The 25560-nt window shown below is 60.0% G+C and carries 21 protein-coding genes, 3 pseudogenes and 1 other annotated feature; of the genes and pseudogenes, 19 read left to right on the top strand and 5 right to left on the bottom strand.

Annotated elements, in window-relative coordinates; translation table 11 throughout:
- The first annotated feature begins 102 nt into the window (after positions 1-102).
- From kdhC to IMT31_RS08180, 11 genes are all read left to right on the top strand, one after another.
- Positions 103-2481: a 6-hydroxypseudooxynicotine dehydrogenase complex subunit gamma gene (gene kdhC / locus IMT31_RS08230; RefSeq protein WP_413542405.1), complete on the top strand. Its 2379-nt coding sequence runs from the start codon at positions 103-105 to the stop codon at positions 2479-2481.
- 97 nt (positions 2482-2578) lie between these two features.
- Complete coding sequence (locus IMT31_RS08225) at positions 2579-2884, top strand: Dabb family protein (RefSeq protein ID WP_413542404.1); 306 nt, start codon at positions 2579-2581, stop codon at positions 2882-2884.
- Positions 2884-3816 (top strand): cyclase family protein, encoded by a 933-nt coding sequence (locus tag IMT31_RS08220; protein WP_413542403.1) that lies wholly within the window; start codon positions 2884-2886, stop codon positions 3814-3816. Before IMT31_RS08225 ends, IMT31_RS08220 begins: the two co-directional genes overlap by 1 nt.
- Entirely contained in the window at positions 3813-4997 is a 1185-nt protein-coding gene (locus IMT31_RS08215) for an FAD-dependent monooxygenase (protein ID WP_413542402.1), read from the top strand. Before IMT31_RS08220 ends, IMT31_RS08215 begins: the two co-directional genes overlap by 4 nt.
- A 22-nt stretch (positions 4998-5019) precedes the next feature.
- Positions 5020-5721, top strand: coding sequence for an SRPBCC family protein (locus IMT31_RS08210; RefSeq protein ID WP_413542401.1), 702 nt, complete (start codon positions 5020-5022; stop codon positions 5719-5721).
- A 5-nt stretch (positions 5722-5726) separates the two neighbouring features.
- On the top strand, positions 5727-6602 hold the full coding sequence (locus IMT31_RS08205; protein ID WP_413544392.1) for a carbon-nitrogen family hydrolase: 876 nt from the start codon (positions 5727-5729) through the stop codon (positions 6600-6602).
- On the top strand, positions 6599-7510 hold the full coding sequence (locus IMT31_RS08200) for an AAA family ATPase (protein ID WP_413542400.1): 912 nt from the start codon (positions 6599-6601) through the stop codon (positions 7508-7510). Before IMT31_RS08205 ends, IMT31_RS08200 begins: the two co-directional genes overlap by 4 nt.
- 15 nt (positions 7511-7525) lie before the next feature.
- Positions 7526-8617 (top strand): vWA domain-containing protein, encoded by a 1092-nt coding sequence (locus IMT31_RS08195; RefSeq protein WP_413542399.1) that lies wholly within the window; start codon positions 7526-7528, stop codon positions 8615-8617.
- Complete coding sequence (locus tag IMT31_RS08190) at positions 8610-9734, top strand: XdhC family protein (RefSeq protein WP_413542398.1); 1125 nt, start codon at positions 8610-8612, stop codon at positions 9732-9734. The genes IMT31_RS08195 and IMT31_RS08190 overlap by 8 nt, the downstream gene beginning before the upstream one ends.
- Before the next feature lie 352 nt (positions 9735-10086).
- Positions 10087-10698 (top strand): nicotine blue oxidoreductase, encoded by a 612-nt coding sequence (gene nboR / locus IMT31_RS08185; RefSeq protein WP_413542397.1) that lies wholly within the window; start codon positions 10087-10089, stop codon positions 10696-10698.
- 235 nt (positions 10699-10933) lie between these two features.
- Positions 10934-12499 carry an IS1634 family transposase gene (locus tag IMT31_RS08180; protein WP_413542396.1) on the top strand — a complete coding sequence of 522 codons (1566 nt, stop codon included), beginning with the start codon at positions 10934-10936 and terminating at the stop codon, positions 12497-12499.
- Positions 12500-12514: 15 nt separating this feature from the next.
- On the opposite strand, the pseudogene IMT31_RS08175 reads toward IMT31_RS08180, so the two are convergent.
- Positions 12515-13243, bottom strand: a pseudogene (locus tag IMT31_RS08175) (transposase); the annotation flags it as partial.
- A gap of 267 nt (positions 13244-13510) precedes the next feature.
- Between IMT31_RS08175 and IMT31_RS08170 the strand changes: the two are divergent.
- From IMT31_RS08170 to moaA, 7 genes and pseudogenes are all read left to right on the top strand, one after another.
- Positions 13511-14479 carry a Mu transposase domain-containing protein gene (locus IMT31_RS08170; protein WP_413542395.1) on the top strand — a complete coding sequence of 323 codons (969 nt, stop codon included), beginning with the start codon at positions 13511-13513 and terminating at the stop codon, positions 14477-14479.
- Complete coding sequence (locus IMT31_RS08165; protein ID WP_413542394.1) at positions 14476-15048, top strand: ATP-binding protein; 573 nt, start codon at positions 14476-14478, stop codon at positions 15046-15048. Before IMT31_RS08170 ends, IMT31_RS08165 begins: the two co-directional genes overlap by 4 nt.
- A pseudogene (locus IMT31_RS08160) lies at positions 14946-15991 on the top strand (IS3 family transposase); the annotation flags it as partial. The gene IMT31_RS08165 and the pseudogene IMT31_RS08160, both read left to right, overlap by 103 nt.
- Positions 15245-15394: a sequence feature (AL1L pseudoknot), on the top strand. Its footprint overlaps the pseudogene before it by 150 nt.
- 256 nt (positions 15992-16247) lie before the next feature.
- Positions 16248-17318, top strand: a complete 1071-nt coding sequence (locus IMT31_RS08155; protein ID WP_413542393.1) for an IS110 family transposase — start codon at positions 16248-16250, stop codon at positions 17316-17318.
- Between the two features lie 16 nt (positions 17319-17334).
- Positions 17335-17550, top strand: a pseudogene (locus IMT31_RS08150) (integrase core domain-containing protein); the annotation flags it as partial.
- Between the two features lie 110 nt (positions 17551-17660).
- Positions 17661-18248 (top strand): molybdenum cofactor biosynthesis protein MoaE, encoded by a 588-nt coding sequence (locus tag IMT31_RS08145; protein WP_413542392.1) that lies wholly within the window; start codon positions 17661-17663, stop codon positions 18246-18248.
- A complete protein-coding gene (moaA, locus tag IMT31_RS08140) occupies positions 18245-19396 on the top strand; it encodes a GTP 3',8-cyclase MoaA (protein WP_413542391.1) in 1152 nt (383 codons plus the stop codon). Before IMT31_RS08145 ends, moaA begins: the two co-directional genes overlap by 4 nt.
- A gap of 24 nt (positions 19397-19420) precedes the next feature.
- Here moaA and IMT31_RS08135 read toward each other — a convergent pair whose 3' ends face one another.
- From IMT31_RS08135 to IMT31_RS08120, 4 genes are all read right to left on the bottom strand, one after another.
- Positions 19421-19660, bottom strand: coding sequence for a MoaD/ThiS family protein (locus tag IMT31_RS08135; protein ID WP_413542390.1), 240 nt, complete (start codon positions 19658-19660; stop codon positions 19421-19423).
- A 664-nt stretch (positions 19661-20324) separates the two neighbouring features.
- Positions 20325-20882, bottom strand: coding sequence for a cyclic pyranopterin monophosphate synthase MoaC (moaC, locus tag IMT31_RS08130; protein ID WP_413542389.1), 558 nt, complete (start codon positions 20880-20882; stop codon positions 20325-20327).
- Entirely contained in the window at positions 20882-22207 is a 1326-nt protein-coding gene (gene glp, locus IMT31_RS08125) for a gephyrin-like molybdotransferase Glp (protein ID WP_413542388.1), read from the bottom strand. Before glp ends, moaC begins: the two co-directional genes overlap by 1 nt.
- Positions 22204-23451, bottom strand: coding sequence for a ThiF family adenylyltransferase (locus IMT31_RS08120; protein ID WP_413542387.1), 1248 nt, complete (start codon positions 23449-23451; stop codon positions 22204-22206). The genes glp and IMT31_RS08120 overlap by 4 nt, the downstream gene beginning before the upstream one ends.
- 432 nt (positions 23452-23883) lie before the next feature.
- On the opposite strand from IMT31_RS08120, the gene IMT31_RS08115 reads away from it, so the two are divergent.
- Positions 23884-25467 carry a PucR family transcriptional regulator gene (locus tag IMT31_RS08115; RefSeq protein WP_413542386.1) on the top strand — a complete coding sequence of 528 codons (1584 nt, stop codon included), beginning with the start codon at positions 23884-23886 and terminating at the stop codon, positions 25465-25467.
- The last annotated feature ends 93 nt before the right edge of the window (positions 25468-25560 follow it).

Here is a 25560-nt window from a genome sequence, read left to right as displayed (position 1 = left end):
ACGAAAACTCATCTGAAGCGTCTACGAACCGTGAATACTTGGCTTAGTTCTTTGTCAATACGTGAACATTGGTCTCCCGTGGGCCGGTGACATACTGTCCGCATGACGGCAACGGGTAAAGCGTTCACTCCTAAGAACAACCGGCCTACCGGGGAGGGGGGGAGCAAAAAGACCTGGATCGGCGAAGAGGTTTCAAGGCGCGAGGACCGGCGTCTCCTCACCGGAGAGGCGATGTTCGCGGGTGACATGGCGCTGCCCGGACAACTGCATATGAGGTTAGTTCGCTCCACTCAAGCGCACGCTCGCATTATGTCTATTGACATCAGTGACGCCGAACGTGCTCCTGGAGTAAGAGGGATCATCACTGCGGAGCAGACTCGGCACCTGGGATCTGTTCCCCTGGAGGATCTTGGATACCACGAGGAATACGACAATATTGAGGACTTCAGCCATCCAGTCCTGGCTGTAGAGAAGGTCATGTACGTGGGACAACCTGTGGTCGCCGTACTTGCCACCGACGCGTATCTTGCTGAAGACGCAGCAGACTTGGTGTCCATAGAATATGAGTCACTACCCGTACTTCTAGACCCGGAAGCAGCGTTGGACAGAGAGATCCAGCTTTTCCCCGGTCGTGGCAACGAGGGAGCCCGGATTGAAAAATCCTACGGAGATATCGAACTTGCCTTTACGAATGCCGTCCATATTATCGAGCATAAGTATGTCACCAATCGGCATTCAGGTGTGCCCATGGAGCCGCGCGGTATCGTGGTGCAACCTGATCGTGCGCGGGACACGCTATTCATTTGGGGAACGGTCCACGTCCATGATAACCGCAGAATCATTGCGCAAATGCTGGGTTTGCCTGAGGTGAATGTGCGCATGAAACACGCCGAGGTTGGAGGAAATTTCGGGGTCAAGGGCGGAGTTTTCCCGGAAACTGTGCTGGTAGCTTGGGCAGCGCGATCTATGGGCGAATCTGTCAAGTGGGTTGAAGACCGGGTAGAACATATGGTCGCAACCTCTCACGCGCGTGAAATGGTGCACAAACTCGAGCTTGCCGTCGATACAGAGGGCAAGATCTTGGGGCTTAGGGACGAGATCTTCCATAATCATGGTGCCTTCTTCAGGCAGGCCGAGCCCTTGGTGAGCGACATCACTGCCGGGATAGTGTTTGGGCCCTATCGAGTCCCGAATTATGAAGCTGTTCTTCACGCCGTCTTCACCAATAAAACTCCCGTGGCTGCTTATCGGGCTCCTGGTCGTTATGAATCCACTTTCGCCAGGGAGCGGGTATTCGACTTGGCCGCGAGGAAGGTCGGGATTAGTCCCGTGGACTTCCGGCGAAGAAATCTACTGACGGCAGACGACCTTCCTTGGGCTCCAGGAATTGAAATGGTTCACGAGCCGTATCACTTCGACTCGGGAGATGTCGTCCAACATTTCAATGAGGCGCTCCAGGCTGCCAAATGGTCCGAGTGGGTCATTGAAAGCCAGCAGATGCGAGCCGAAGGCCGGAAAGTGGGCGTCGGACTCGGGGTTCTGATGGACAAGGCAGGATTGGGATTATTCGAGACCGGAGGTGTTGAGGTTAGTCGTGCCGGTCGAGTCACCGTCAAAACCGGAGGCTCCTCTGTTGGACAGGGGATTGAAACGGTCTTGGCCCAGATTGTGGCGCAAGAGCTGCAAGTCGACCCTGAAGATATTGATGTGGTGCACAGTGATACCGAGCTTATTCCCGATGGCGTTGGTTCCTGGTCTAGTCGTTCCACCGTTCTCGCCGGGGGTGCCGCTCGCAAAGCGGCACTTGTTGTAGTGGATAAAGCCAAGCGATTGGCCAGTGAGATGTTAGAGGTTGATCCAAGTGACCTCGAGTTGGTCGACGGGCATTTCAGGATCAAAGGCACCGATTCGGAGATATCCCTGTACGAGATCGCGGCAGCTCGGGATCCGTTCACTGCCAGGTTGGAAAATGATGAACCCGGCCTTGCAGCAGACGCTGTCTACGTGAACAACCTCATGAACTACCCCTACGGGGTGACTCTGGTTCAAATCGAGCTCGATCCCGACACCGGCGGACACAGAATTCTAAAGTTCTTCACGTCAACCGAAGCCGGACAAGTGATTAACCCACTGACAACCAGGGGGCAGATCATTGGCGCCGCGGTTCAAGGCATCGGTGGCGCTCTTTACGAGGAATTCCTCTATGAGGAAGATGGACAGCCCATTACCACCTCGTTCATGGACTACCTGTTGCCCGGGGCGGGGGAGATGCCAGACGTGCACTACTTCGTTACCGAAGACGCCCAGTCACCAGACAACCCTTTTGGAGCTAAGGGCCTCGGCGAAATTGGAATCATAGCCGTCGGAGCCGCCGTCGCCGCCGCTATCGACGATGCGGCTGCTGACGGTGGACACATCGACAGGCTGCCTGTTACGCCGGAGCAGATTTACAACCGCTTTCACGGTTCACACAAAGGCTAGGAGCAACTTGTGTGATCGGTCAGTGGGACAAGTTCGCTCCCATTAGGAGACTGATCACATCAAACCAATTACGTGAAGCTGTAGGGAAGGACCCCGGATGTCGAAGGTTCGGCACGTTTTCGCATGGCGCGTCTCGGAAGGCAATAAGCAGGAAGAAATCGTCGAGATTCTCAATACGCTCCCGCCACGCCTGAAGTTCATCCAGTCGTGGGAAATCGGCACCCACACCGGTGACCCCGGGGATAACGGCGCTCCGTGGGATGGAGTGCTTATCACCGACTTCGCGAGCTGGGGCGACCTGGACAAGTACTCCACAGATCCATTCCATCTCGAAGTCGTTGCAACACTAATGCCGATGTTCGCCGACCGAGCAGTCGTCGATTATGAGATTGAGGACAAGTGATGAGTAAGACCGCAAACGTCAAGGCCGCCCAGAGTCCTTGGGGCCCCGACGACGAACGGGGCGCGCTCAATCTCCTCGATCCCGAAGCCCGCGCAGATGTGCTGCAAAGGGCAGACTCCTCGCGTGTCTACGACCTCAGTGTCGACTACTTCGTGGGAATGCCAAGTTTCCAAGGTGCTGGCGATCCCAGCTATCAGATTTTCATGTCTCACACGCCTCAGGGAACACTCGTTGATAACCTCAACAATGTAGGCGATGATATCAATAGGCATGTTTGCTACTCCGGTGACGTGGTATTCATGTACACGCATACCGGAACCCACATCGATGCCCTGAATCATTTCGGGGTGGATGGCGAAATCTATAATGGGTACAAGGCAGAAGAACATCTAGGTAGTCGCTCGTGGACCAAGGGGGGCGCGGAAACTATCCCACCTATCATTACCCGTGGCGTGTTGCTTGATATCGCGAACTTGAAGAATGTCGACTGTCTCCCTGACTCTTATGCAATCACTGTTGCGGATATCGAAGAGGCCCTAGAGAAATCGGGTCTGAGGTTGGAGTCCGGGGACGTTGCCTTTGTACGTACAGGACGCATGAGGTACTGGCCCGATGGCACAAAGACCCTCGGGAACCCTCCGGGGCTCAGTTTGGAGGCCGCGCGTTGGCTCACCGACCAGAAGATTTCCGCGATTGGCGCAGACCAGGAATGTGTCGAAGTGGGCCCCTCTGAGCACGAAGATAACTGGCTTCCCGGGCATACGCACTTTCTTGCAGAGGCAGGCGTTCCGATGGTGGAGCTGCTGAATCTTGAGGAACTGGCTGCTGATGGAATTGGTGAGTTTTGCCTCATCGCTGCGCCTATTCGCTTCAAGGGAGCGAGCGGTGCTCCGATGCGACCGCTCGCCATGGCACTGAGGCCAAGTGCATGAGCGGCACAAACGAACGTGTTGCAGTTGTAGGAGGCTCGATCGCTGGCCTCACGGCCGCATTGAACCTGCGGGATGCCGGGGTCGAGGTGGACATCTATGAGCGTTCGCCACAGCCCTTGTCTGGTTACGGGACGGGGATCGTCGTTCAGCCCGAACTAGTTCGCTATCTCGTCGAGCAGGGCATCGAGCTCGAGTCCCTCAGCGTTCCTTCCACTTCGATGGCGTATGTCGATGCTCGAACAGGAAATAGCCTGGGAACCATCCCCTCAGCGCATCGGTTCACAAGCTATAACACTGTTTATGGACAGCTGCTCAAGCTCTTCAGCATGGATCGGTACCACAACAATAAGTGCTTGGTTGGTCTGGACCAGGACTCGGACGTTGTGCGCATGCGATTCTCGGATGGTACAAGAGCAGAGGCGGATTGGCTCATTGCCGCTGATGGAGGGGCTTCTGTAGTTCGAAAGCGCCTTCTAGGAATTGAGCCTCAGTACGCGGGATATGTCACTTGGCGAGGCTTGCTCCAGCCTGGAGAGGTGGCCGATGAGATCTGGGACTACTTTGATGGAAAGTTCACATATGGACTACTAGACGATGGGCATCTCATCGCCTATCCGATTCCTGGGGGAGAAGGTAAGGAGGCTTCGCTCCTTAACTTTCAGTGGTACTGGAATGTCCAAGAGGGGCCTGAGCTGGACGAACTGATGACTGACATCCGTGGCACAAGGCTATCTAGGTCAGTCCACAACAAGTCATTGATTCAACATAACCTGAGTCAACTTCATGATCGAGCGCAGGAGCTTGCGGGGCCGTTCAGAGACCTGGTGCTCAACGCGCCATCGCCCTTCGTCACGGTTGTTGCGGATGCAACAGTGGATCAAATGGTCCATGGGCGGGTCGTACTAATCGGAGACGCGGCCGTAACTCCCCGACCGCATGCTGCAGCCGGGGGCGCTAAGGCATGCGACGACGCCCGAACTTTGGCAGAAGTGTTAGGACGTGGCGACGATTTGTCCGGGTCTCTACAGCGATGGGAGTCACGGCAACTGCAGCAGGCTCGTGCCTATGTGCGAAAAGCACAGGAGATGGGTTCCCGTCTCCAAAGTGGTGGGCTCTTTGAGCCCGGAGACCCCAACTTCGCTTTCGGCCTGCCTCAAGTCTCCCATCAATCCGCACTCTAATATTTCTTAAGGAAATGACACTATGGAGTTGACAAACACTATCCCCGTTCCGGTATCGCCCGAGGATGCATGGCCGGTATTGCTGGACCTCGAGCGCATCGCCCCCATGATTCCGGGAGCCTCAATCACCGGGGTCGATGGTGATGAGTTTGAAGGCAAGGCAAAGATCAAGGTAGGCCCGATCACTGCAGAGTACGTAGGCGTGGCTCGCTTTGTGGAACTTGATGAGAAGGGCCGGCGGGCCGTCATCGAAGCGCGGGCCAAGGATGCACGGGGCCAGGGGAACTTGACTGCGACCATCACGGCTCGCTTGGAGCCGGACCCCGGGGGCGCCGTTGTTATTGTTCAGACGGATCTCGACATGACCGGGAAGGTCGCTCAGTTCGGTAGAGGTGTCATTGCCGAGGCTGCCACGGCGATCCTCGGGATCTTTGCTCAACGCCTCGCCGACGAAATGACGAGCGGGAGTGAGGCGACTAACGCAGCCCCCAGCGGATCGGCTGAAGTGGCTCGCGATCGCCAGGAGGTCACGCGGCCAGCGCAAGCGGAGCCAGAGGCGCTCGATCTTATTAAGCTGGCCAAGGATACGCGAGCTGCAAAGAGAACTCCGGTGGACGGTGATCAGGGCAGGAGTTCCTGGGCACCTGCCCTAGTGTCCGTCTTGGCCGCATTGACTGCTGTGTTTGCAGCCGGGATCGCCGTCGGAAGTAACCGAAGGCCGTGAATCGGATGAAGGTATGGGACTCATCGCCGAGCAGCGGCCAGCTGGAAGTGGCAGCTGTTCAGGTCAAGTTCGATAGCGCAGAGTCTCCGGAGGGCAGGATCTCACGCGTTGAGGATTTGATGTCAGACGTCGTCGATGCCGACCTGATCGTTTTGCCTGAACTATGGTTCCACGGCGCATTCTCATTTGATAGTTGGCGTCAGAATGCCGTCACGCTCGATAGTAGTGTTCTCAGTCGTCTGTCGAAAGTGGCCAGGGATCAAGAAGTGTGGCTACACGCTGGTTCCTTTGTGCAAACTGTGCACACAAATTCTGATTCTGACATGTGGAACACTTCGGTACTTTTTGATGCCTCTGGCACCCAACACACTACCTATAAGAAGATTCATCGTTTTGGCTTTACCGAGGGCGAGCCAACATTGGTTGAGGCTGGCGATGAACCAGTGACCGCTGTTGTACAAACAGATACAGGTACGGCCGTAACCGGACTTACCACGTGTTACGACCTACGTTTTCCTGAGCTTTACCGGTATATGTTGAAGGCTGGGACAGCCCTGCATGTGGTGCCAGCGGCTTGGCCGTTGTCTCGGGTTCCCCATTGGGAAGTCCTTGGACGGGCTCGGGCTATCGAGAATCAGGCTTACGTGGTCCAATGCAACATGGCTGGAATGGACCACCAGACAGAGTACGGGGGCCATAGTCAGATAGTTGATCCGAACGGTGAGATCCTAGCCCAAGCCGGGGTGGAAGAAGCGGTCATCCAGGCTCGGCTCGACTTCGATAGGTTGGCCGAAGTCAGAAGATCGTTCCCCGTCCTGCAAGATCAGCGTGCAGATATCTGGTCTATCCGAGACCAATCCATGGGTAATGTCATCAAATGAACAGCAACATAGTAGCTACACCTCGGGACCCTGTGGAGATGGCCGCCAAGCTTAGAGGCGCGAACTACCTGGCGGATGAAGGTCTTGCTACGACTGTCTATCTTGCCGTCGCTATGAACCGGCCGCTGCTCTTAGAGGGTGCTCCAGGTACGGGCAAGACCTCGCTATCTGAAGCCCTCGCAAGGGCATTGGATATCCCGCTAATTCGGCTCCAGTGTTACGAGGGGATCGATGCAACGCAGGCGCTCTACGACTGGGACTTCTCCCGACAGATTCTGCACCTAAGGTCTCTAGAGGCTGCGGGATCGGAAACGAGCCCAGATGAACGGGAGCAGTCGCTGTATACGGAACGCTTCCTCCTACCCAGGCCTGTTCTCCGTGCTCTTCGGGAGAGTCCGGCCGTCTTGTTGATTGACGAAGTCGATCGTTCTGATGATGAATTCGAAGCGTTTCTTCTAGAAGTGCTGGCGTCTAGCCAGATCTCCATACCTGAGCTGGGTACCGTCGTTGCAAAAGTTCCTCCCGTAGTGATCCTTACCTCCAACCGGACGCGTGATCTTCACGAAGCACTCAGAAGACGATGTTATTTTCACTGGATTGATCATCCTGATCCTGTCCGGGAACTTGAGATTGTCAAAGCTCACCTCCCCGAAGTAAGCCACAGGTTGGCAGAGCAAGTTGTGGATGTAGTCCAATCTTTGCGGAACCAGGGGCGGCTCCGGAGAGTACCGGGAGTCGCCGAGACCTTGGATTGGGCTCAGGCTCTGAACAGGCTTGGGGGAGACGAAATTACAGCCCACACTGCCGCCTTAGCGATGGGCGCTCTATGTAAGGATCAGAACGATCGTGATTATGTTCGTGAGGCCCTAGACGCTGCCTTCGCTACTACAAGCAGCTTTGCTACATAGAGGGCCATGCTCTGAATGTGTGAGCAAGTCGGCCTCGGGGTCTTTTACGGTTTCATAGGAATGCTCAGGGCAGAAGGTTTGAGCATTGGCACAGATCAGGTGCAGAGCTACCTAAGGGCACTTGACGCCATTTCTCTTCATCGGCGCATCGAAGTGTTCTGGGCGGGGCGTGCAACACTCTGCCGGAAGAGTGCCGACTTTGCCGCCTATGATCGCGCATTTCAAATGTGGTTCTCGGCGGAGATGCCGACTGTTACTGCAGTACCCGAGGTGAAGATTCACGGGGTGCCAGATGGAGAGGGTAGCCCCGAAGTCGAGTCCGAAGACGAACAGCAGATCACACGGGCGAGCGAGAAGGAAGAACTGAAGCGCAGAGATGTAGCGTTGATGTCATCAGAAGAGAAGCGTCTCTTGGCAGCAGCCTTCAGTGGGTTGCCGATCAGGGCTCCCCTGCGGAAGTCCCGCTACGTGAGTACTCATCGACACAAGCGCATTGACCCGGTTCAGACCATGCGTCATCAACTGAAGAGAGCTGGGGAGCCCGGTCCGCTGCATTATCGGCACCGGACTGTACGGCCTAGAAAGATCGTTCTAATTGTTGACGTATCAGGCTCGATGAAAAACTATGCAGAAAGTTTTTTGCGATTTGGACATCGGCTTATTTCCACCCTAGGCGCATCTACAGAAGTATTCTCACTTGGGACTCGTTTGACTCGAGTTACCGCCGCGCTGATGCACCCGAATCCCGATGTCGCATTGACAGAGGCTGGATTAGTCGTGCCTGATTGGTCCGGGGGTACTCGCCTCGGGGAGTCCCTTCAAGCTTTCGTCCGCTTATGGGGCCAACACGCGATGCTGAGGGGGGCAGTTGTGGTCATTGCCAGTGACGGGTGGGAGCGTGGCGACCCCGCCGTATTAGCCGGCCAGATGTCCCGGATACATGGATTGGCGCACTGCCTCATTTGGGCAAACCCACATCGTGGAAAGGTGGGATATGAACCCATACAAAGCGGAATTAAGGCGGTCTTACCGTACGTCGACGCCATGGTGGGCGGCCATACGCTGGAATCTTTTAGGACTTTAGCAGATCGGATAGCAGATGCGTGATGTGATCGAGGCAGTGATCCCGTGGGTAGGTCGCGGAGATGATTTCGCCTTGGCTACTGTTGTCAGCACTTCGAAGTCAGCTCCTCGTCCTCCGGGGGCCACTATGGCGGTGGGCATGCAAGGGGAGGCGGTGGGTTCCGTTTCCGGGGGGTGTGTAGAGGGTGCTGTTTATCAAATCGGGCAGGACGTTATAGAGACGGGCATCCCCGCCCTGGAGCATTACGGCTATAGCGATGATGTCGCTTTTGAAGTTGGCCTAACCTGTGGTGGAAATATTGATGTATTCGTTGAGCGGATCAACTTTCAGAGTTTTCCTGAGATTTTGGAAGTCACCGACGACATTCAAGCGGGCAACCCCGTAGCTGTGGCGACAGTGATTGAGCATCCAGACCCAGAGACCCTCGGGAGACGTTTGGTGGTTTGGCCTCGGCGGACTGCGGGAACACTTGGCAGTTCCCAGTTCGACCACGCGGTATCGGACGATGCTAGAGGCCTTCTTGCCTCGGGTGAGTCCTGCGTGATCATGTACGGTCCCGACGGGGAGCGCATGGAATCAGGCGCCCAAGTATTCGTCGCCTCCTACCAGCCTAAACCTCGAATGATCATTTTCGGCGCCATCGACTTTGCTGGGGCTGTTGCCAAAGCAGGGGCGTTGGTCGGATTCCACGTCACAGTTTGTGACGCGCGTGAAGTGTTCGCAACCGCTGCTCGGTTTCCCGGAGCCGATGAGGTGATCGTCTCTTGGCCTCATGTTTATCTTCAGCAGGAGCTTGATAAGGAAGCTATAGATAACAGGACTGTCATTTGTGTTTTGACACATGACCCGAAATTTGATGTTCCTGTATTGGATATCGCCTTACGTCTTGAAGGCGTCGAAAAGCCGGCATACGTCGGTGCTATGGGCTCCCGGAAGACACACCTGGATCGGTTGTCTCGGCTCCGAGATGTGGGGATTGATGCATCGCAGATCGCCGAGCTGCATAGTCCCATCGGACTGAACCTAGGGGGGCGCACTCCAGAAGAGACCGCCGTATCCGTCCTAGCTGAAATTATCGCCAAGAGATGGAATGGAAATGGCGTTCCGTTGAAGTGTTCCGATAGTGCTGTGCATCCATAGGGTTCAATCTGCACTCGATTAAGGAATGAGGTTCGGACCAGTAATTTCGGTAGATATGAATAGATTAGGAAAACTAAATGATGTCAGCTGACAGGGTGGGAGCAAAAGGGCCAGAGGATAGCGGATCGCTTGGCCTCCACATGCTAAAGCATGGAGACAAGATACGAGTATGGCAAGACGACGTCCTATGCCGTTCCGGGACTGTCGACCTCAGTGATCCAAGGTTGGGATTACTTTGGATCCATCAGGAGGGGCTAGGGGGGCGTAAGGTTGTCCATTGCCCAGTTTTCAAGCTACAGGGACTAGCCGAAAACTGTTGGGATCTGACGGTCCTTGGAAGTGAAGAATAAGCATGGACCCCACGAGAACTACGGCAGTACTGCTGGCAGCAGGGGCCGGAACTCGTCTGGGTGCGGGGCCCAAGGCTCTCCTGCCACATCGCGGGCGCCCACTTGTTGAAACTATCGCGAGCACTCTACTTGAAGGCGGCTGCCACGATGTAGTTATAGTTCTTGGGGCAGGTGCTTCGACGGTCATGGCCTCAGCGAAAATTAATCCGTATCGTGTTGTGGTGAATCATAAATGGCCATCGGGAATGGGCAGCTCTTACCTCGCGGGCGCTAACTCTACCGCTCTTACGGACCACCTACTGGTGGCCTTGGTCGATCAGCCACATCTTACTGTTGGCACTGTAAGTAGGCTTCTCAATTCGCATCGCCCAGGTCGCATCACCGCAGCTGGTTACACGCCAGTAGGACTTCGTAGGGGGCTGCATCGCGGGCATCCGATCGTAATCGACAGCTCTCTCCGTGAGGCGGTAGCGAGCACGGTGGTCGGAGATGCCGGCGCCAGAAAATTTCTGCTCGACAATCCGCAACTCGTCGACATCGTTGATTGCAGCGATGAATCTACCGGTGAGGACATTGATACGGTCGAGCAGATGAAGCGACTTCTGTACGAATAAGAGCTGCCGTTTAATAGGGCTAAACGGTTCCTTGTCGAATTCAGGAAGTATTGCCTAGAGCCTTCAAGCAATTAATATCTGTGAGGTTATTGAGACGGTGACGGATTTAGCAGAATCACTCATCGTCTAACCTGACTTCTATCACCTGAGCCGATTTTTGGGCTCGGCGAGCTCGGATCGGCTTGTTTGCGGGGGTGGGCTCGGCTTGGGACCGCACTAAATCTATGGTGGAGGGGTGCAGATTCGGCGGGTGAAGACGGCCTCGGGGGCCACAGCGGTGCAGCTGGTGCAGTACCGCAACGGGCGCCGCGAGATCCTCGAGCACCTCGGCTCAGCCCACGACGATGGTGAGCTGGCGCTCCTGGAGCACCTGGCTCTGGAGCGGGTTGCCGCCGGCCAGCCAGCCTTCGATCTCGACGGACTGGTGCCGGCCCCGGCCCCACCGCGGGCCAGGACGAAGAAGCCGAAGCCAGCCCCGGTCGTGGCCGGTAGTGCCCGGACGGTGGGGTCCCGGCCCCGGCTGCTCTGGGAAGTCCTCGGGACGGTCTATGACCGGATCGGCTTCCACCAGGCCATTGATTCGGAAGTGTTCCGATCGTTGGTGTTGGGCCGGGTGATCTCCCCGGCTTCGAAGACGGCCACGCTGCGGATGCTGGCCGAGATGGACGTGGCCGAGGTCCCCGGCGAGGCCACGATGTGGCGCCACCTGGCCCGACATCAGCAATCCAAGTGGCGGGACGCCGCGTGCACCACCGCCTACGGGTTCGCTGCCGGAGACGGGGCCGTGAGCGTCTGCTTGTACGACGTGACCACCCTGTATTTCGAGACCGACGAGGAGGACGAGACCCGCAAGGTCGGCTTCTCCAAGGAACGACGCGTCGACCCGCAGATCGTCATCGGCCTGCTGGTCGACAAGACAGGGTTCCCGCTGGAGATCCACTGCTTCGAAGGTTCCAAGGCCGAGACGCTGACCTTGATCCCGGTGCTGGATGCCTTCCGGACCCGCCACCAGGTCACAGACATGCTGGTCGTGGCCGATGCCGGGATGCTCTCCAGGGCCAACCTTGAGGCCCTGGAGGAAGCCGGGTACCAGTACATCGTCGGGTCCAGGACCTCGAAGGCACCCTACGATCTGGCCGAGCGACTGGCCATGGGGAACAACTTCACCGACGGGCAGGTCCTGGAAGCCACCACCGAACTCAAGCGCGGGGTCGTCTCCTCCCGACGCAGGGCCGTCTGGCAGTACCGGCTGGCCCGGGAACACCGCGACCGGCGGACCCAGACCCTACAGCTACAGCGCGCTGAGGACATCGCTGCCGGGCGCAAGCAGCCGCGCAAGGCACGGTTCCTCACCGGTGGTGGACCCAAATCGTTGAAGGTCGACTACGAGGCAGCCCGTGCTGCCGAGCAGCTCTTCGGACTCAAGGGGTATATCACCTCGGCGCCGATGGAGGTGCTCTCCGGGGCCGAGGTGGTGGCCGCGTATCACTCGTTGTTCGAGGTCGAGGCCTCGTTCCGGATGGCGAAGTCCGATCTGAGGGCCCGGCCGATCTTCCATCGGACCCGGGAATCGATCGAAGCGCACCTGACCATGGTGTTCTGCGCCCTGGCCGTAGGCCGCTACATCCAGACGGCCACGGGGATGAGCATCAAGAAGGTCGTCCAGACCCTGCAACCACTACGCGAGGCCGTGTTGCAGGTCCGCGGGGAGACCATCGCCGTTCCCGCCGCCCTTACTGCTGATGCCCAAGCGATTCTCGAGGCACTGCAGATCAATCCGGCTGAGATCGGACCGCACTAACGGTGATAGAAGTCAGGTGAGCATCTGGTTGCCGAGCTTGACCAGGTGGAAGTGGTCGACGCTGATGTCCACCGCGGGCAGCACCTGGCGGATCGCGTTGCGGAAGGTGGCCGAGGGATCGATCGCCACCACCTCCAACCGGTCCAGCCACGCCTGAGAGCGGGCCCGCAGCCAGGCGGTGACGTTGCGGGAGGACCGGCCGTCAACGACGCCGAGGACGTGGCCGGTGTTCGCGTCCACGAAGGTGCTCATCCAGGGCTCGACCCGGCACCACACCGCGGTGTCGGGGTTCTTGAACCACTTCGCGGTGGCGAGCCGGTGCTCATCGATCCCCAGGGCCCGCACCGGCACCTGGTCCACCGTGGGCAGCTCGAGGGTCTGGTCCAGGACCGCGGTGTTCACGGTGCCCCAGGCGACCCCGTGGTCAGCGGCGACCTCGGCGGTGGCCCGCCCGGAGTCCAACACGGCCGCCACGATTGCTTCTTTCAGCCGTGTGGTGCACCGGGCCCGGGCCGGCAACTGCTCCGGGGCCTGGGTGAACGTCCTTCGTGGGCAAGCAGTCTCGGTGCCCACGAAGCGCGGCTTGACGACGATCACCTCGAGGCAGGTGCCGCCGACGGGGATGTCCTTCACCGACTGACGGACCCGCTGATGCACCCGGGAGGAGAGCACCCCGCACCCCGGGCAGGCATCCTCGGTGGCATCGGCGGCCACCACGACCCGACGTCCGCCCAACGGCAGGTCGGCGGTGGCGTGGGCGCGCGGGGACAAGCGGTCGTGCGTAGTCTGGGACATGGCTCGTGTCCTTCGTGATCGAGGGCAGATTCTTCGCAAAATCCATCCTCAAGCAAGGGCACGAGCCCCTTGACTCACGACACCCCCACGCTCAACTGGGAAGAGCCGGTAAAGCGGTCCATATCGCCTACGCGAACCAGGCCCAGGAGTCCTTCCTGGACGGGCACGTGCAGGCCTTCGAACGCCTGGGTGGGGTGCCGACTGGGATGATCCGGTATGACGATGATCCGGTATGGCAACCTCAAGGCCGCGGTGGTCCGGTGCGCGCTGGGCCGCGAACGCGAGGAGAATCCGCAGTTCATCGCGCTGCGGTCGCACTACGGCTACGACTCGTTCTTCTGCCAGCCCGGGCTGGAGGGTGCCCACGAGAAGGGTGGTGTCGAGGGCGAGGTCGGCCGGTTCCGTCGCCGTCATCTGGTCCCGGTCCCGGACTTCGCCTCCCTGGCCGAGCTGAACGCGTTCATGGCCGCCGCTGATGCCGCTGACGACGCCCGGAGGATCACCGGACGGTCCGAGACCGTGGGGGCGGCCGCGGCCCGGGAACTGCCCGGGCTACGCCCGCTGCCGGGCGAGGGCCCGTTCGATCCGGCCCTGGTGCTCTCCTGCCGGGTCGATGCCCGATCCAGGGTCTGTGTGCGGCAGTCTTACTACTCAGTGCCGGCCCGCTATGCCGGGCGCCGGCTCCAGGTCAAGCTCGCCGCGACCACGGTCACGGTGGTGGCCGAGGGAGCCGTGGTGGCGGTGCATACTCGCTCGTTGCATAAGTACACCGAGGACCTGGTGTTGGATCACTACCTGGAGGTGCTGGCCCGCAAGCCCGGGGCGCTGCCCGGGGCCACGGCCCTGGCCGCTGCCCGCAAGGCCGGGACCTTCACGAAGTCGCATCAGCGGTTCTGGGATGCCGCCCGCGCCCAGCTCGGTGACTCCGCGGGGACGAGGGCGCTGATCGGGGTGCTGCTGCTGCACCGCACCCAGCCGCCCGAGGCAATCGTCTCCGGGATGGGCGCCGCGGTGACGATGGGGCGATTCGATCCGGACTTGGTGGCCCTCGAGGCCCGCCGACTGGCCCCGGCCAGGACCGTAGCCCCGGTCGTGGTGCCGGTCACCGCACCCCCGGCGGCACTGCACGAGCGTCCGGCGCCCTCCTTGGGGGCCTACGACCAGCTGCTGGGGGTCGGAGCATGAACGCGACAGCAGCGGCCCCCACCCCCACGGCTCCCACAGCCCCCTCACCGGCGGTGACGCCGGTCAGTGAGACTGCGGCCGAGGCGGCGATCGCCGCGGCCTGCCGGTCCCTGATGCTGCCCACCATCAGGGAGCAGGCCGGCCCGTTGGCTCAGGCCGCCGCCCGGGAGCGGCTCACCCACCAGGGGTATCTGGCCGAGGTCCTCACCGCCGAGTGCGATGACCGTGACGCCCGCCGGAGGATCCGCCGGGTCAAGGAGGCCAAGTTCCCCCGCACCAAGTCCCTGGCCGACTTCGACACCACCGCCATCACCGAGCTGCCAGCGGCGACCCTGGCCCAGTTGGCCACCGGGGCGTGGATCGATGCCGGCGAACCCCTGGTGCTGCTCGGAGACTCCGGCACCGGTAAGACTGAATCGCCCTGGGAATCTTGGAGACTCCTGACCTTGGAAACGAGGATGGGTTTATGCCGAAGGACATCTCGCAGGATCAGCCGACCTCGCGTCGGTACAGCGCGGAGGAGAAAGCCGCCGCAGTGCGGATGGTGCGCACCCTGCGCGCTGAGTTAGGCACTACGCAGGGCACCGTGAAGCGCGTCGCGGAACAACTGGGATACGGGACCGAGTCGGTGCGGACCTGGGTCAAGCAAGCCGACATCGATGAGGGCCACACCCCGGGCGTCACCACCGATGAGGCCGCGAGAATGCTGGCCTTGGAGCAGGAGAACCGCGAATTACGCCGTGCCAATGAAATTCTCAAGCGGGCCGCTAGTTTCTTCGGGGCGGAGCTCGACCGCCAACACAAGAGATAGTCACTTTCATCGACGCTAACCGTGACGATCACTTCGACGGCCGTCAACTCGGGGTCGAGCCCATCTGCACTGTCTTGCGTCAAGCAGGGGTGCAGATGGCCCCGAGCACGTACTACGCCGCGAAATCCCGGCCACCCTCTCAACGAATGCAGCGGGATGCTGTGATGGTCCCGGTGGTGCGGAAGCTGTGGGAGGAGAACTACCGGGTCTACGGAGCCAGGAAGATCTGGAAAGCCGCCCACCGCGCCGGCCACCAGATCGGCCGTGACCAGGTCGCACGGCTGATGCGGGCCGAGGGTATCGAAGGAGTACGCCGCACCAAGACAGTGCGCACTACCCGGCCGAATCCCGAGGTGGCCCGTCACCCTGACCTGGTGGACCGGCAGTTCACCGCCGAGGCACCAAACCAGCTGTGGGTCACCGACCTGACCTACGTGCCGACCTGGGCCGGCATCGCCTACGTCTGCTTCATCATCGACGCTTGCTCCCGCGCAATCGTTGGCTGGCGGGTCGCCTCCCACATGCGGACGACGATGGTGCTGGATGCGATCGAAATGGCCCGATGGTCCCGCGGCACCACACTGGCCGGCTTGCGTTGCCACAGCGATGCCGGATCGCAATTCACGTCCATCCGATACGGGGAGCGGCTGGCCGAGATCGGTGCGGTGCCCTCGATCGGCACCGTGGGCGATAGCTATGACTGTCAGTCTGTTTCTGCCGCATCCCGCAAGGATGGGGTAGTCCTGGCCGGAGTGTTCTGACCCTTGCTTACGATTGGCCCGCAGGGTGCCTTGGCGTTGATCTGTCGAGCCTGCGGCCGGGCGCAGTACCGCTGCCGCCGGATCGGGCGTGACCTGATAGGAGCCTGGAGCCTCGTCAAAGCGTCCCCATGACAGTCCTGTCCACCCGCCGGCGACAGCGTGAGACCACGCTAACCGGTGAAGGAGACAGCACACCATGGAACAGATCGAGCCCGCCCGTTCCGGGCACGTCGTGATCGGCGTCGATACCCACAAGCACATTCACGTCGCCGCGGTGATGGACTCGATCGACGGAGTCCTGGCGACCCTTACGATCGCGACCGACACTGCGGGGTTCAAGCAGTTGCTCGAGTGGGCGTCGTCGTTCGGGAAGGTCATCGCGTTCGGAATCGAAGGCACCGGCTCCTATGGTGCCGGGCTGACCTCGTTCGTCCGCCGGAACGGACACAAGGTCGTCGAGGTCTCCCGGCCCGATCGGCGGCTGCGTCGGCTGAACGGGAAGTCCGACACGCTCGACGCGGAGAACGCTGCCAGGGCAGTACTTGCCGGGTTCGCGACTGCGGTCCCGAAGACCGCTGACGGGGTGGTAGAGATGATCCGGCAGCTGAAAATCGCCCACGACACCGCGGTGAAAGACCGCACCGGGGCGATGGTGACGCTCAAGGCGCTGCTCGTCCACTCGGACGAAGAGCTACGGCATGAGACGGCACGGAAAACGCAGAAGATGATCGCCCGCCACTGCGCCGCGCTCCGCCCACGCGGATTAGAGACGCCAGAGGACGCGAACCGGCACGCACTCCGATCGATCGCCAGACGCTGGATCGCCTTGAACGACGAGATCAAAGACCTTGAAGCGCAGATCGAGCAACTCGTCGTCCAACGCGCCCCGCACCTGCTGGACGAGTTCGGCATCGGCGTCGATACCGCCGCAGAGATCCTCATCGTCGCCGGGGACAATCCCGAACGGATCCGCAGCGAGGCCGCATTCGCGAAGCTCGCCGGGATCAGCCCCGTGCCGGCAGGTTCCGGGATGACCAGCGGGAAGCACCGCATCAATCACGGCGGGCACCGTCAACTCAACGCCGCGATCTACAGAACCGTGATCGTCAGGATGAGATTCCACGAGCCAACAATTGCCTACGTCGCCCGCCGCACGGCCGAGGGCAAAAGCAAACGCGACATCATCCGCTGCCTGAAATGCTACGTAATTCGAGAGGTCTACCACCTCGTCAAAACCGACCCAAGAACGGGCGAAATCGCAAGTTGACAACTATAGGAGCATCAACGCCCTGGCTGAAGCCATCAACGGTCTCTACAAGGCCGAGATCATCCATTCTCGCCAGGTCTGGGCCTCGGGCACGGCAGTGGAAATGACCACGATGGACTGGGTGCAGTGGTGGAATACCCGCCGACTACATGAGAGCCTCGACTACCGGACCCCGGCAGAAGACGAGGCCACCTACACTCAAGACCTAACCCTCAAGCCCGCGGTGGTCTGACCACGGAACAAAACCCAGGGCGCTTCAGGGGAGCGGTGGGTTTGATCCGACGCGGTCGCTGGACGTAGATCTGGTGTGACCCTAGACTCAATTAAATGCTGTAGGGTTTGATGCCAGGTATTTCGGCTGTTTGCGAGCGAATTACTGGGTTGGTGGCCGGCGGACCCGCACATCTTGGACCAGTAACCGCGCTGGATTTTGGTGCCGTATCGTGCTCGACACCGTTGGGAGTGGCTATGCTCGAAACTGATCTGAACACTTTGGTGCCTGCTGTATCAGGGATTTCGGACCTAGCTTTGGACCCGGCTGCAGTAGAGTTATCCGTGATAAATCGGCAGTGCGGTGCAGCTCTTACGTTCACGGGGATCGTCCGGAACCATGATCCCGAAGCTTCCGGCGCAGTAGTCTCGCTCGAGTACACGGCGCATCCGGACGCCGGGCGAATCTTGGACGATATCGTGCGGGAATACGCGCGAGAGCCGAACGACCCGAACGGCGAGGTCCGAGTAGCGGCTGTGCATCGGATCGGACACCTCGACGTAGGCGATCTCGCCCTGATTGTGTCCGCTGCATCCGCTCATCGAGCCGAGGCTTTCGAAATCTGTCGTGTTGTTGTGGAAGAGATCAAAGCTAAGGTTCCTATCTGGAAACGTCAACATACTGCTATCGGTGAAGCGCATTGGGTGGGTCTACCATGAGTGGGGTCTCTGTCACGCTGACAACCCGCACGGTAAGCGCACCGGGGGCGGTGCCGGTCGGCGGTTCAACGCCGGGATCCGATCCATTGGATGGTCCAGAAGCCACTAGGTTGCTTCCTACCTCGGCCGAACTCGCCGGAGTGGAAAGGGCAGGGACCCTAGCCGACGGCTTCGGCCGAGTGCATCGGGACCTCAGAGTGTCGCTAACGGACAAGTGCTCCCTGAGGTGTACCTACTGCATGCCGGAGGACGCAGGCCCATTCATGCCGAAAGAGGACTTGCTGGACGCTGGGCAGATTGAGCGCTTGGTGCGAATCGCGGTGGACCACGGGATTACCGGGGTGCGCTTGACCGGTGGCGAGCCGCTTTTGCGAGCAGATCTCGAAGACATCGTCGCGCGATTGTCCACGATTGAACTGTCGGGTGGTGGATCCTTACCGATAGCGATGACCACCAACGGCATCTCCTTGGACCGTAGGCTTCCCGCGCTGCAGAAGGCCGGCTTATCCCGGTTGAATATCTCCCTGGACACGGTGCGACCGGATCGGTACCGGGCGCTAACGCGCCGCGACCGTTTCAAGGACGTCATGGCTGGGATCGCAGCGGCCCGGGACTCTGGGCTGCGCCCACTCAAGCTCAATGCCGTGGCCATGCGTGGGGTGAACGAGGACGAGCTTGTTGACTTGGTGGCTTTCGCAGTGTCACAGGACGCGCAGATGCGATTCATCGAACAGATGCCCCTCGACGCCGGCCACACCTGGAAACGAGACAACCTTGTGTCTGGGGAGGAAATCCTCGAGCAGTTGTCCCATCGATTCGACCTGGAGGAGGTCCCGGGGCGTGGATCCTCGCCGGCTGCCATCTACACTGTGGACGGTGGCCCCCATACGGTAGGCGTTATCGCATCGGTGTCAGCTCCTTTCTGTGGAGACTGCGACAGACTGCGGTTCACGGCTGACGGGCAGATGCGTAATTGCCTATTTGCCCGCCAGGAAACAGATCTGAGGACTCTATTGCGCGAGGGCGCTTCTGAGGAGGATCTCGCCGCGGCCATGCAGCTATCCGTAGACGCTAAGAAAGCTGGGCACGGGATCGACGACCCCGGGTTCGTCCAGCCCGGTCGCGGCATGAACGCTATCGGTGGCTGATCCATCCCGGTTGTCGATGGCTGTTTATCCCCCGGCGAAAGGCGGTAACACGTCGACGAGGGAATCGGTCCTAATCGGGTGCTCATCGTCTGCGGCGCGCACGCCGTCCACCAGCAGAGAGCACCGGGCGATAACCTGTTCCACGCTAATGCCATGGCCCGTCACGAGGACCTGGCGCAAGTCGCCGGCCGTCGTGGCGTGAACATTCGTCTCCGAAAAACCGAGTATGTCGGCGGCGCCAGCAAAGAGGCGGATCCGTGCCATGAATGTCGTCCTTCCAAACGTTTTGTTCTGGGAGAGGGGGACCAAGATAATTGGTCATTTGTCTGTCCTTGAGTAACGTAAGTAGGGTGGAAATTAACGTGCTCCATACCTCCCAAGGTATCAATATCTTCCCATAGGCTGGCCTGGTCCGCGATCTCGACTTATGCAACAAGTACTGTCCGCTGGACCTGCCATACCTCGAGTTCTCCCTGGTAGTGTGGGGTAGGTGGCATGCAGGTAGAAGCCAGGTCGGGCAGGCGATGTAAATGGCCGCCGCGAATCACGGTCATCATCCCTTGGGATGCCGGCGAGGGCTTCCGCAGGATTGACTGTCGGCCCCCCGGAAACAGGGACATTGGCTCGTGGTCGACTTGGGGCTGTCGGGCTACCCACATGGAAACACAGCACCCAGACGAAGTCGTCCTCGGATATGCGCAGAGCGGCTCGTTGAAACGGGAAGGCCTAGATGCAGACTTTCCATCACAAATGCACATCCCGTAAGCCAGCCGGGGGCAGATCCGGCTGCTGACGATCATAGTGGCGTTGTGTTGTCGGGCTGTGCACCGTTCAAAGTTCGTCTGAGAGGTTCCGCTCAGGACTAGTGATGCTCTGTCCAGTTGGTCGCAGTTAATGTCACTCCGCCGAGGACGAAGGAACAGCGTGGTCAGAGGTGGTCTTCACGGCGCCATGCTCCAGATCGTCCGCCGGTTTTCTCCAGAAGCTTGATACCGGTCAGTTCAACTGATCGGTCAAGACCCTTGACCATGTCCACCATAGCCAGCCCAGCCACTGAGGCCGCAGTCAGAGCTTCCATCTCGACACCGGTCCGGTCTGCGGTCCGGGCAGTAGCGAGGATGCGGATGTGGTCCTCGCGGACCTCGAAATCGACAGTGGCCCCGTGTATGCCGATTACGTGAGCAAGGGGCAATAATTCGCTGCACTTTTTGGCTGCCTGGATGCCGGCGATCCGGGCTATGGCCCAGACGTCGCCTTTGGGTACGGAACCCCCAGTCAGAGCGGCCAGTACCGGGGGAGCGACCAGCACGGTTGCCTCGGCGGTAGCGCTGCGGACAGTGGGTGCCTTTGCGGTGACATCGACCATACGGGCCGAGCCATCGCCGGAGAGGTGCGTGAAGCCGTCGCCGCCATCGATGTCCGTGTCTCGCGTCTGTTCGGAAGCACTGGATTTCCTTGTTTTATGCATACGGAACCCCGGTTCCATCAATTTTCTAAACTCCGGTAGAGGACGTTGTCGCCCGCCGAGACCTTTGTGGTGGCTGCGGCCACGCGGGCCAGACCAGTAGCACGTGCCATGCGGCCGGCTAAATGTGAGCCGGACCCTCGATCGGTGGCCGGGACCACTTGTAGCGGCTCACCAGTAGCGGACACGACGCGTGCGGGGACAAACTGCTCGCGGTGCGGCGGTGAATCCCAGCTCTCAACGGCCGTGACGGGTTGCCAGTCCGCCACTGGTTTCGAACGGCCCTGCATGGCCAATAATCCGGGCTCGACGAAAAGCAGATAGCTCACCCAGGCACTGACCGGATTTCCAGGCAAAGACCAGACCGGTCGCCCATTCGGCAACAGGCCGAACCCCTGCGGCTTGCCTGGTTGCATTGCAAGACGGTCGAAGCGCACCGCTGTGTCCATCAGGGCTCGGTCACTGTGGTTGGACTCGCCTAGCTGTACTCCTCCTGAGGCATGGGGAGACAGAACAAGGCGGGCGACGTCATGAGCTCCTACGCTGGCTCCTCCGGTGAGGACGACGACATCGACAGTCTCTCGAGTAGATTCCAGGATGGATTTGAGCTCTGAGGGGTCATCGGAAACCCTGTCGCAGAGCACAACCTCTCCGCCGCTGGTGTCCACGAGAGTGGCCAACAGCAGGCTATTGGAATCGAGGATCTGGCCGCGCCGTAGCGGCTCACCTGGCGCCTTGAGCTCGGATCCCGTGCTCACGATCGCGACGCGTGGCTTGGTCCGCACTTGCACCTCGGTAATCCCCGCAGCGGCCAAGGAGGATAGTCGGTGAGGGGTTAGGTGCTCTCCGGCGCTGGCGACACGGTCCCCAAGCCGTAGATCGTCTCCCCGAGATCGAATGTACCGACCTTTTTCCACCGGTTTGTCAAGTATCACGGAATCTGGTGGCGGGGTTCCAGCAGTCGGGGCGCCGGGGTCCCAGCCCAGGACGTCCTCGAGCGGAACGATGGCGTCGGCATCGGTAGGGATTGGCGCGCCAGTCATGATGCGGGCAGCTTGACCTGGGCCCAGTTTAGGGTCGGCGTCGGTTCCAGCGGGCAGCTCCGCAATAATCGCAAGCTGGACTGGGGAATCTTTCGTTGCATTGGCAGTGTCTTTCGCGCGAAGGGCAAAACCGTCCATGGCTGAGTTGTTCCATGGCGGCAAGTCCAAACCAGCTGCGGTATCGGTGGCCAAGGTATAGCCGATGGCCTTCGCCAAAGGCAGGACTTGGTGCGGCAGGTGCGGGACCAGGGTGAGGATGCGCTGTCGATGCTCACCGACGGTGTGGTATTGGAGATCGGTCATGTGATTTCTCCGGTCGTGTCTCTATGGGAGGTCATGGCGGGGGCCGGCCGGGCCGGTCCTGTTGGTGACTCTGTGGAGGCCTTCTGGGGGAGACCACCGTCGAGGTAGCCGATGACCGGCCAGCCCAAGGCGGAAAGGTGCCGGGCTGCCGAGACGCTGCGCGGTCCGGAGGCACAGAACGGCATCAGGGGCTGACCTGGGGAAAGAGCTGCAAAAGCATGGTCGTCTCGGAGCGGAGTCTCGGGGCCGGTGTCGAGGCGGAGAACTTGGTCCAAGGGCAGAGTTATCGTCCCGGGTGGGCCCGGGTTTTCGTCGGACTCCTCGGGCCGGCGGACGTCAATCCAGACGGAGTCTGGGTCCACCATGGAGAGCGGGACTGGGCTGGGGATGAGAACCGAATCTGGTTTATCACCGACGGCTAACAGCGACTGATGATGAGCCGGCATGGTGGTGGGGTTCTTGCTACACGCCGAAGCTGAGCCGGAGACGCGAATCTGGGATGTAGTTCCCGCGAGGCCGTCGATGAGCAAGATACGGCCCAGGAGGGGTTCTCCAGTAGCTAAGACGAGCTTGAGGGCCTCTAACGCCATGAAAGATCCGGTGATGCCCACAACGGCACCTAGTACACCAGCCTCGGCGCAACCGGGCGAAGCGTGGGTAGCGGCAGTATCTGGAAACACGTCCGTTAGAACAGTGGGTTGCAATCCGGATTCGGACGGGGGGGTTGACCAGAAGACCGTGACTTGGGCGTTCCATTGCATCAGAGCGCCGTAGACCACTGGCCTGGACAGAGCCACGGCAGCACGGTGGATAATGAAGCGCGTGGTGAACGAATCACTCCCATCAATGATGACATCCGCATCGCGGAGGATGTCTTGTGCGTTGTCATCGGTCAAGCGCACGGTTTGGGGGATGACGGTGGTTTCTGGCGAGAGGCGCTGCGCCGCGGTGACGGCGCCAGCGGTCTTGAGTTGGCCGAGAGTATCCACACCATGCAGAGTCTGACGGTTCAGGTTACTTAGTTCGACATGGTCGTCATCGATAACGTGGATCGTGCCAATGCCGGCGGCAGCAAGATATTGGATTACGGGAGAGCCCAGCCCACCTGCCCCGACGACGGCAATGGTGGCCGCGGTCAAGAGCCTTTGACCGGACTCTCCAATCTGCGGCAATGTCCGTTGCCTCACCGTGCGGGCTGCAAAATTCGGCGTGCGATCTGGGTTCGGAAGATATTCCAGGGCCATGACCTGACTCTAGCCGAGCTAATGAGCAGCCGGTCCAGAGCGAGAGGTGCAGCTACGACCAGAGCTGTACGTTCATGCACCTGGGAGTGGGACGCTCGTCGGCATGTTCGGTGCTTGCTACGTTTGCGAGAACTCAACGTAGAATCTTGCCAGCTAACGGGACGCATAGTCCTGGGGCCTCTCTGCCTGCGTTCGGCGGATCAGGTATCTGTCGAATGAGGGTTTGCGCAGTGAAGGCCAAGCTGCGTCGGGATGCATGCGCACAGGTGTTGCCGGCGTCACTGGTCGGGGCCCCTGCCGATTAGCGTCGAATGGATCGAGCTGGCACATCCGTCCCTCGCCACTCGTCCGCTCTGTACACTCTCGACCGATTATTCTGAACGATGGCGGGTACTGTCGTGAACTCGCCACCCGCCCGTAGGAGGACAGACCGTGATCACCGTTGCTCAGGTCTTGGGCCTTCACGGATTGGATCTAAAGCCGTTGGTCACCGGAGATGTTGCGCTACCGGTTAGTTGGGTTGCAACAAGCGAGCTGCAAGACCCAACGCCATATCTAAATGGTGGAGAAATCATCCTTTTCACTGGCCTCACGCGTCGTCCTGCCCATCCGACATGGGAAAGTTATGTTCGACGTTTGGCCGAGCAGGGGGTGGTCGCCCTCGGCATGGGTGTTGGCGGAGGACTCACATGGGATCATGTCCCGAAAGAGCTAGTCGAGGCCGCCCATCGTGTCGGCCTAACGCTGTTCGAAGTGCCGGAGCAGACACCCTTCCTACGCATCATCCAAGACGTAGCGAGGCTGCGCGCAGCGGAGGAACGACGCGCCCTTGAGACCACCCTGGCCAACCAGCGCGCGCTGACTCGCGCCGCCGCTGCTGTTGAGGGATCGGCTCAGGTTCTTCGAACCCTGGCCGAGCTGTTGCCTGGCGCATGGGCCGCAGTAAGTTCCGCCGACGCTGAAATCCGCGAACGTTCAGCACCGGGTATTCCGCCGTTGCCGTCCGAACGATCCCTTGAGGAACTAGTTGGCCGTTTGCAGGGTGCCGGATTACTAGGCTCATTGAGCGAGTCAGGTCCCCGAGGCGTCGTCGTCATTCACCCATTAGGCGTCTATGGAGAACCCCATGGGTACCTCATAGTGGTTTTGCCTAGGGCCGTGGAAAGTTCGCAGGCAGCCACGATCGCCACGGCCGTGACCTTGTTGTCCCTGCATGGCGAACGTGCCGCTGAACAACGACTCTCCCAACGGCGGGTTCGAGCCGGGGCCGTCGCGTTGCTACTTGGCGGAGATATCCGCGCTGGCGATGCCCTCCTGGCGGTTGCCGGTGATGAAGGCTGGGGCAAGCACGTGCGGAAAGTCCGGGCAGTTCGACTCCGAGGCAGCGCTACAGACACGCAGGAAGCAATCCGGCGTATCGAAGCCCATGCGCAACGCACAGGCCACCGGGTCCTTACAGGGACTTCCACAGCCATCGGCTCGAATTTCGGGGCCACGACGAATGAGGAAGAAATGCCCGTTCTAATAGAGGATTCTGACCTTTCGCAAAAGGCTCTGCGTCAGGCCGTAGAGACTATAGAGATCTGCGTCGGAATCGGTGGTAGTGCGGCACTTGAGGCAACTGCCACAAGTCACAGTGAAGCTCTCCATGCTCTCGAACGCACGGGTGGCCGCCAGAGAGTCGTCGCATGGGACGATATAGTAACCGGGGGAGCCTCGGGGCTGTTGCCGCCAGAACCTGCCCGTGCTTGGGCGCGAACTTTCCTGGAACCGTTGGTTGCCCAAGGCCCCGCGGGGAGTCGCTTGATCATGACGTTGCGCGTGTTTCTCGATCACAACGGCAATCGTCGCAGGACTGCCGAGGCGCTTGGCGTCCACCGAAACACCCTGCTGAACCATTTGAGTCTGGTTGAAAGGGCATTTCGTCGATCTCTTGACGACCCGCAGTTGCGCGCCGACTTGTGGATCGCCCTCCATCTGCCTGGTGATCATCAGAATCGACCTACCCAAGCCTAATCCAGAATGGCACGGTACGGTGCGTGCTGAACTATCAACCATGCACAATGGGCACGATAATCTTGGGCAGCTATTCTCCCGGCGTCCATCTAA

This window comes from Citricoccus nitrophenolicus, assembly GCF_047305825.1.
In the GTDB taxonomy this organism is placed as follows: domain Bacteria; phylum Actinomycetota; class Actinomycetes; order Actinomycetales; family Micrococcaceae; genus Citricoccus; species Citricoccus nitrophenolicus.
This window is presented reverse-complemented; position numbering and strand designations above follow the sequence as displayed.

Coding starts and splice junctions, on each gene's coding strand:
- IMT31_RS08190 (WP_413542398.1), top strand. CDS start 8,610: ATGCGTGATGTGATCGAGGCAGTGATCCCGTGGGTAGGTCGCGGAGAT.
- moaA (WP_413542391.1), top strand. CDS start 18,245: ATGAGTGGGGTCTCTGTCACGCTGACAACCCGCACGGTAAGCGCACCG.
- IMT31_RS08200 (WP_413542400.1), top strand. CDS start 6,599: ATGAACAGCAACATAGTAGCTACACCTCGGGACCCTGTGGAGATGGCC.
- glp (WP_413542388.1), bottom strand. CDS start 22,207: ATGACCGATCTCCAATACCACACCGTCGGTGAGCATCGACAGCGCATC.
- moaC (WP_413542389.1), bottom strand. CDS start 20,882: ATGGAACCGGGGTTCCGTATGCATAAAACAAGGAAATCCAGTGCTTCC.
- IMT31_RS08135 (WP_413542390.1), bottom strand. CDS start 19,660: ATGGCACGGATCCGCCTCTTTGCTGGCGCCGCCGACATACTCGGTTTT.
- kdhC (WP_413542405.1), top strand. CDS start 103: ATGACGGCAACGGGTAAAGCGTTCACTCCTAAGAACAACCGGCCTACC.
- IMT31_RS08225 (WP_413542404.1), top strand. CDS start 2,579: ATGTCGAAGGTTCGGCACGTTTTCGCATGGCGCGTCTCGGAAGGCAAT.
- nboR (WP_413542397.1), top strand. CDS start 10,087: ATGGACCCCACGAGAACTACGGCAGTACTGCTGGCAGCAGGGGCCGGA.
- IMT31_RS08210 (WP_413542401.1), top strand. CDS start 5,020: ATGGAGTTGACAAACACTATCCCCGTTCCGGTATCGCCCGAGGATGCA.
- IMT31_RS08145 (WP_413542392.1), top strand. CDS start 17,661: ATGCCAGGTATTTCGGCTGTTTGCGAGCGAATTACTGGGTTGGTGGCC.
- IMT31_RS08155 (WP_413542393.1), top strand. CDS start 16,248: ATGGAACAGATCGAGCCCGCCCGTTCCGGGCACGTCGTGATCGGCGTC.
- IMT31_RS08195 (WP_413542399.1), top strand. CDS start 7,526: ATGTGTGAGCAAGTCGGCCTCGGGGTCTTTTACGGTTTCATAGGAATG.
- IMT31_RS08120 (WP_413542387.1), bottom strand. CDS start 23,451: ATGGCCCTGGAATATCTTCCGAACCCAGATCGCACGCCGAATTTTGCA.
- IMT31_RS08170 (WP_413542395.1), top strand. CDS start 13,511: ATGACGATGATCCGGTATGGCAACCTCAAGGCCGCGGTGGTCCGGTGC.
- IMT31_RS08220 (WP_413542403.1), top strand. CDS start 2,884: ATGAGTAAGACCGCAAACGTCAAGGCCGCCCAGAGTCCTTGGGGCCCC.
- IMT31_RS08215 (WP_413542402.1), top strand. CDS start 3,813: ATGAGCGGCACAAACGAACGTGTTGCAGTTGTAGGAGGCTCGATCGCT.
- IMT31_RS08205 (WP_413544392.1), top strand. CDS start 5,727: ATGAAGGTATGGGACTCATCGCCGAGCAGCGGCCAGCTGGAAGTGGCA.
- IMT31_RS08165 (WP_413542394.1), top strand. CDS start 14,476: ATGAACGCGACAGCAGCGGCCCCCACCCCCACGGCTCCCACAGCCCCC.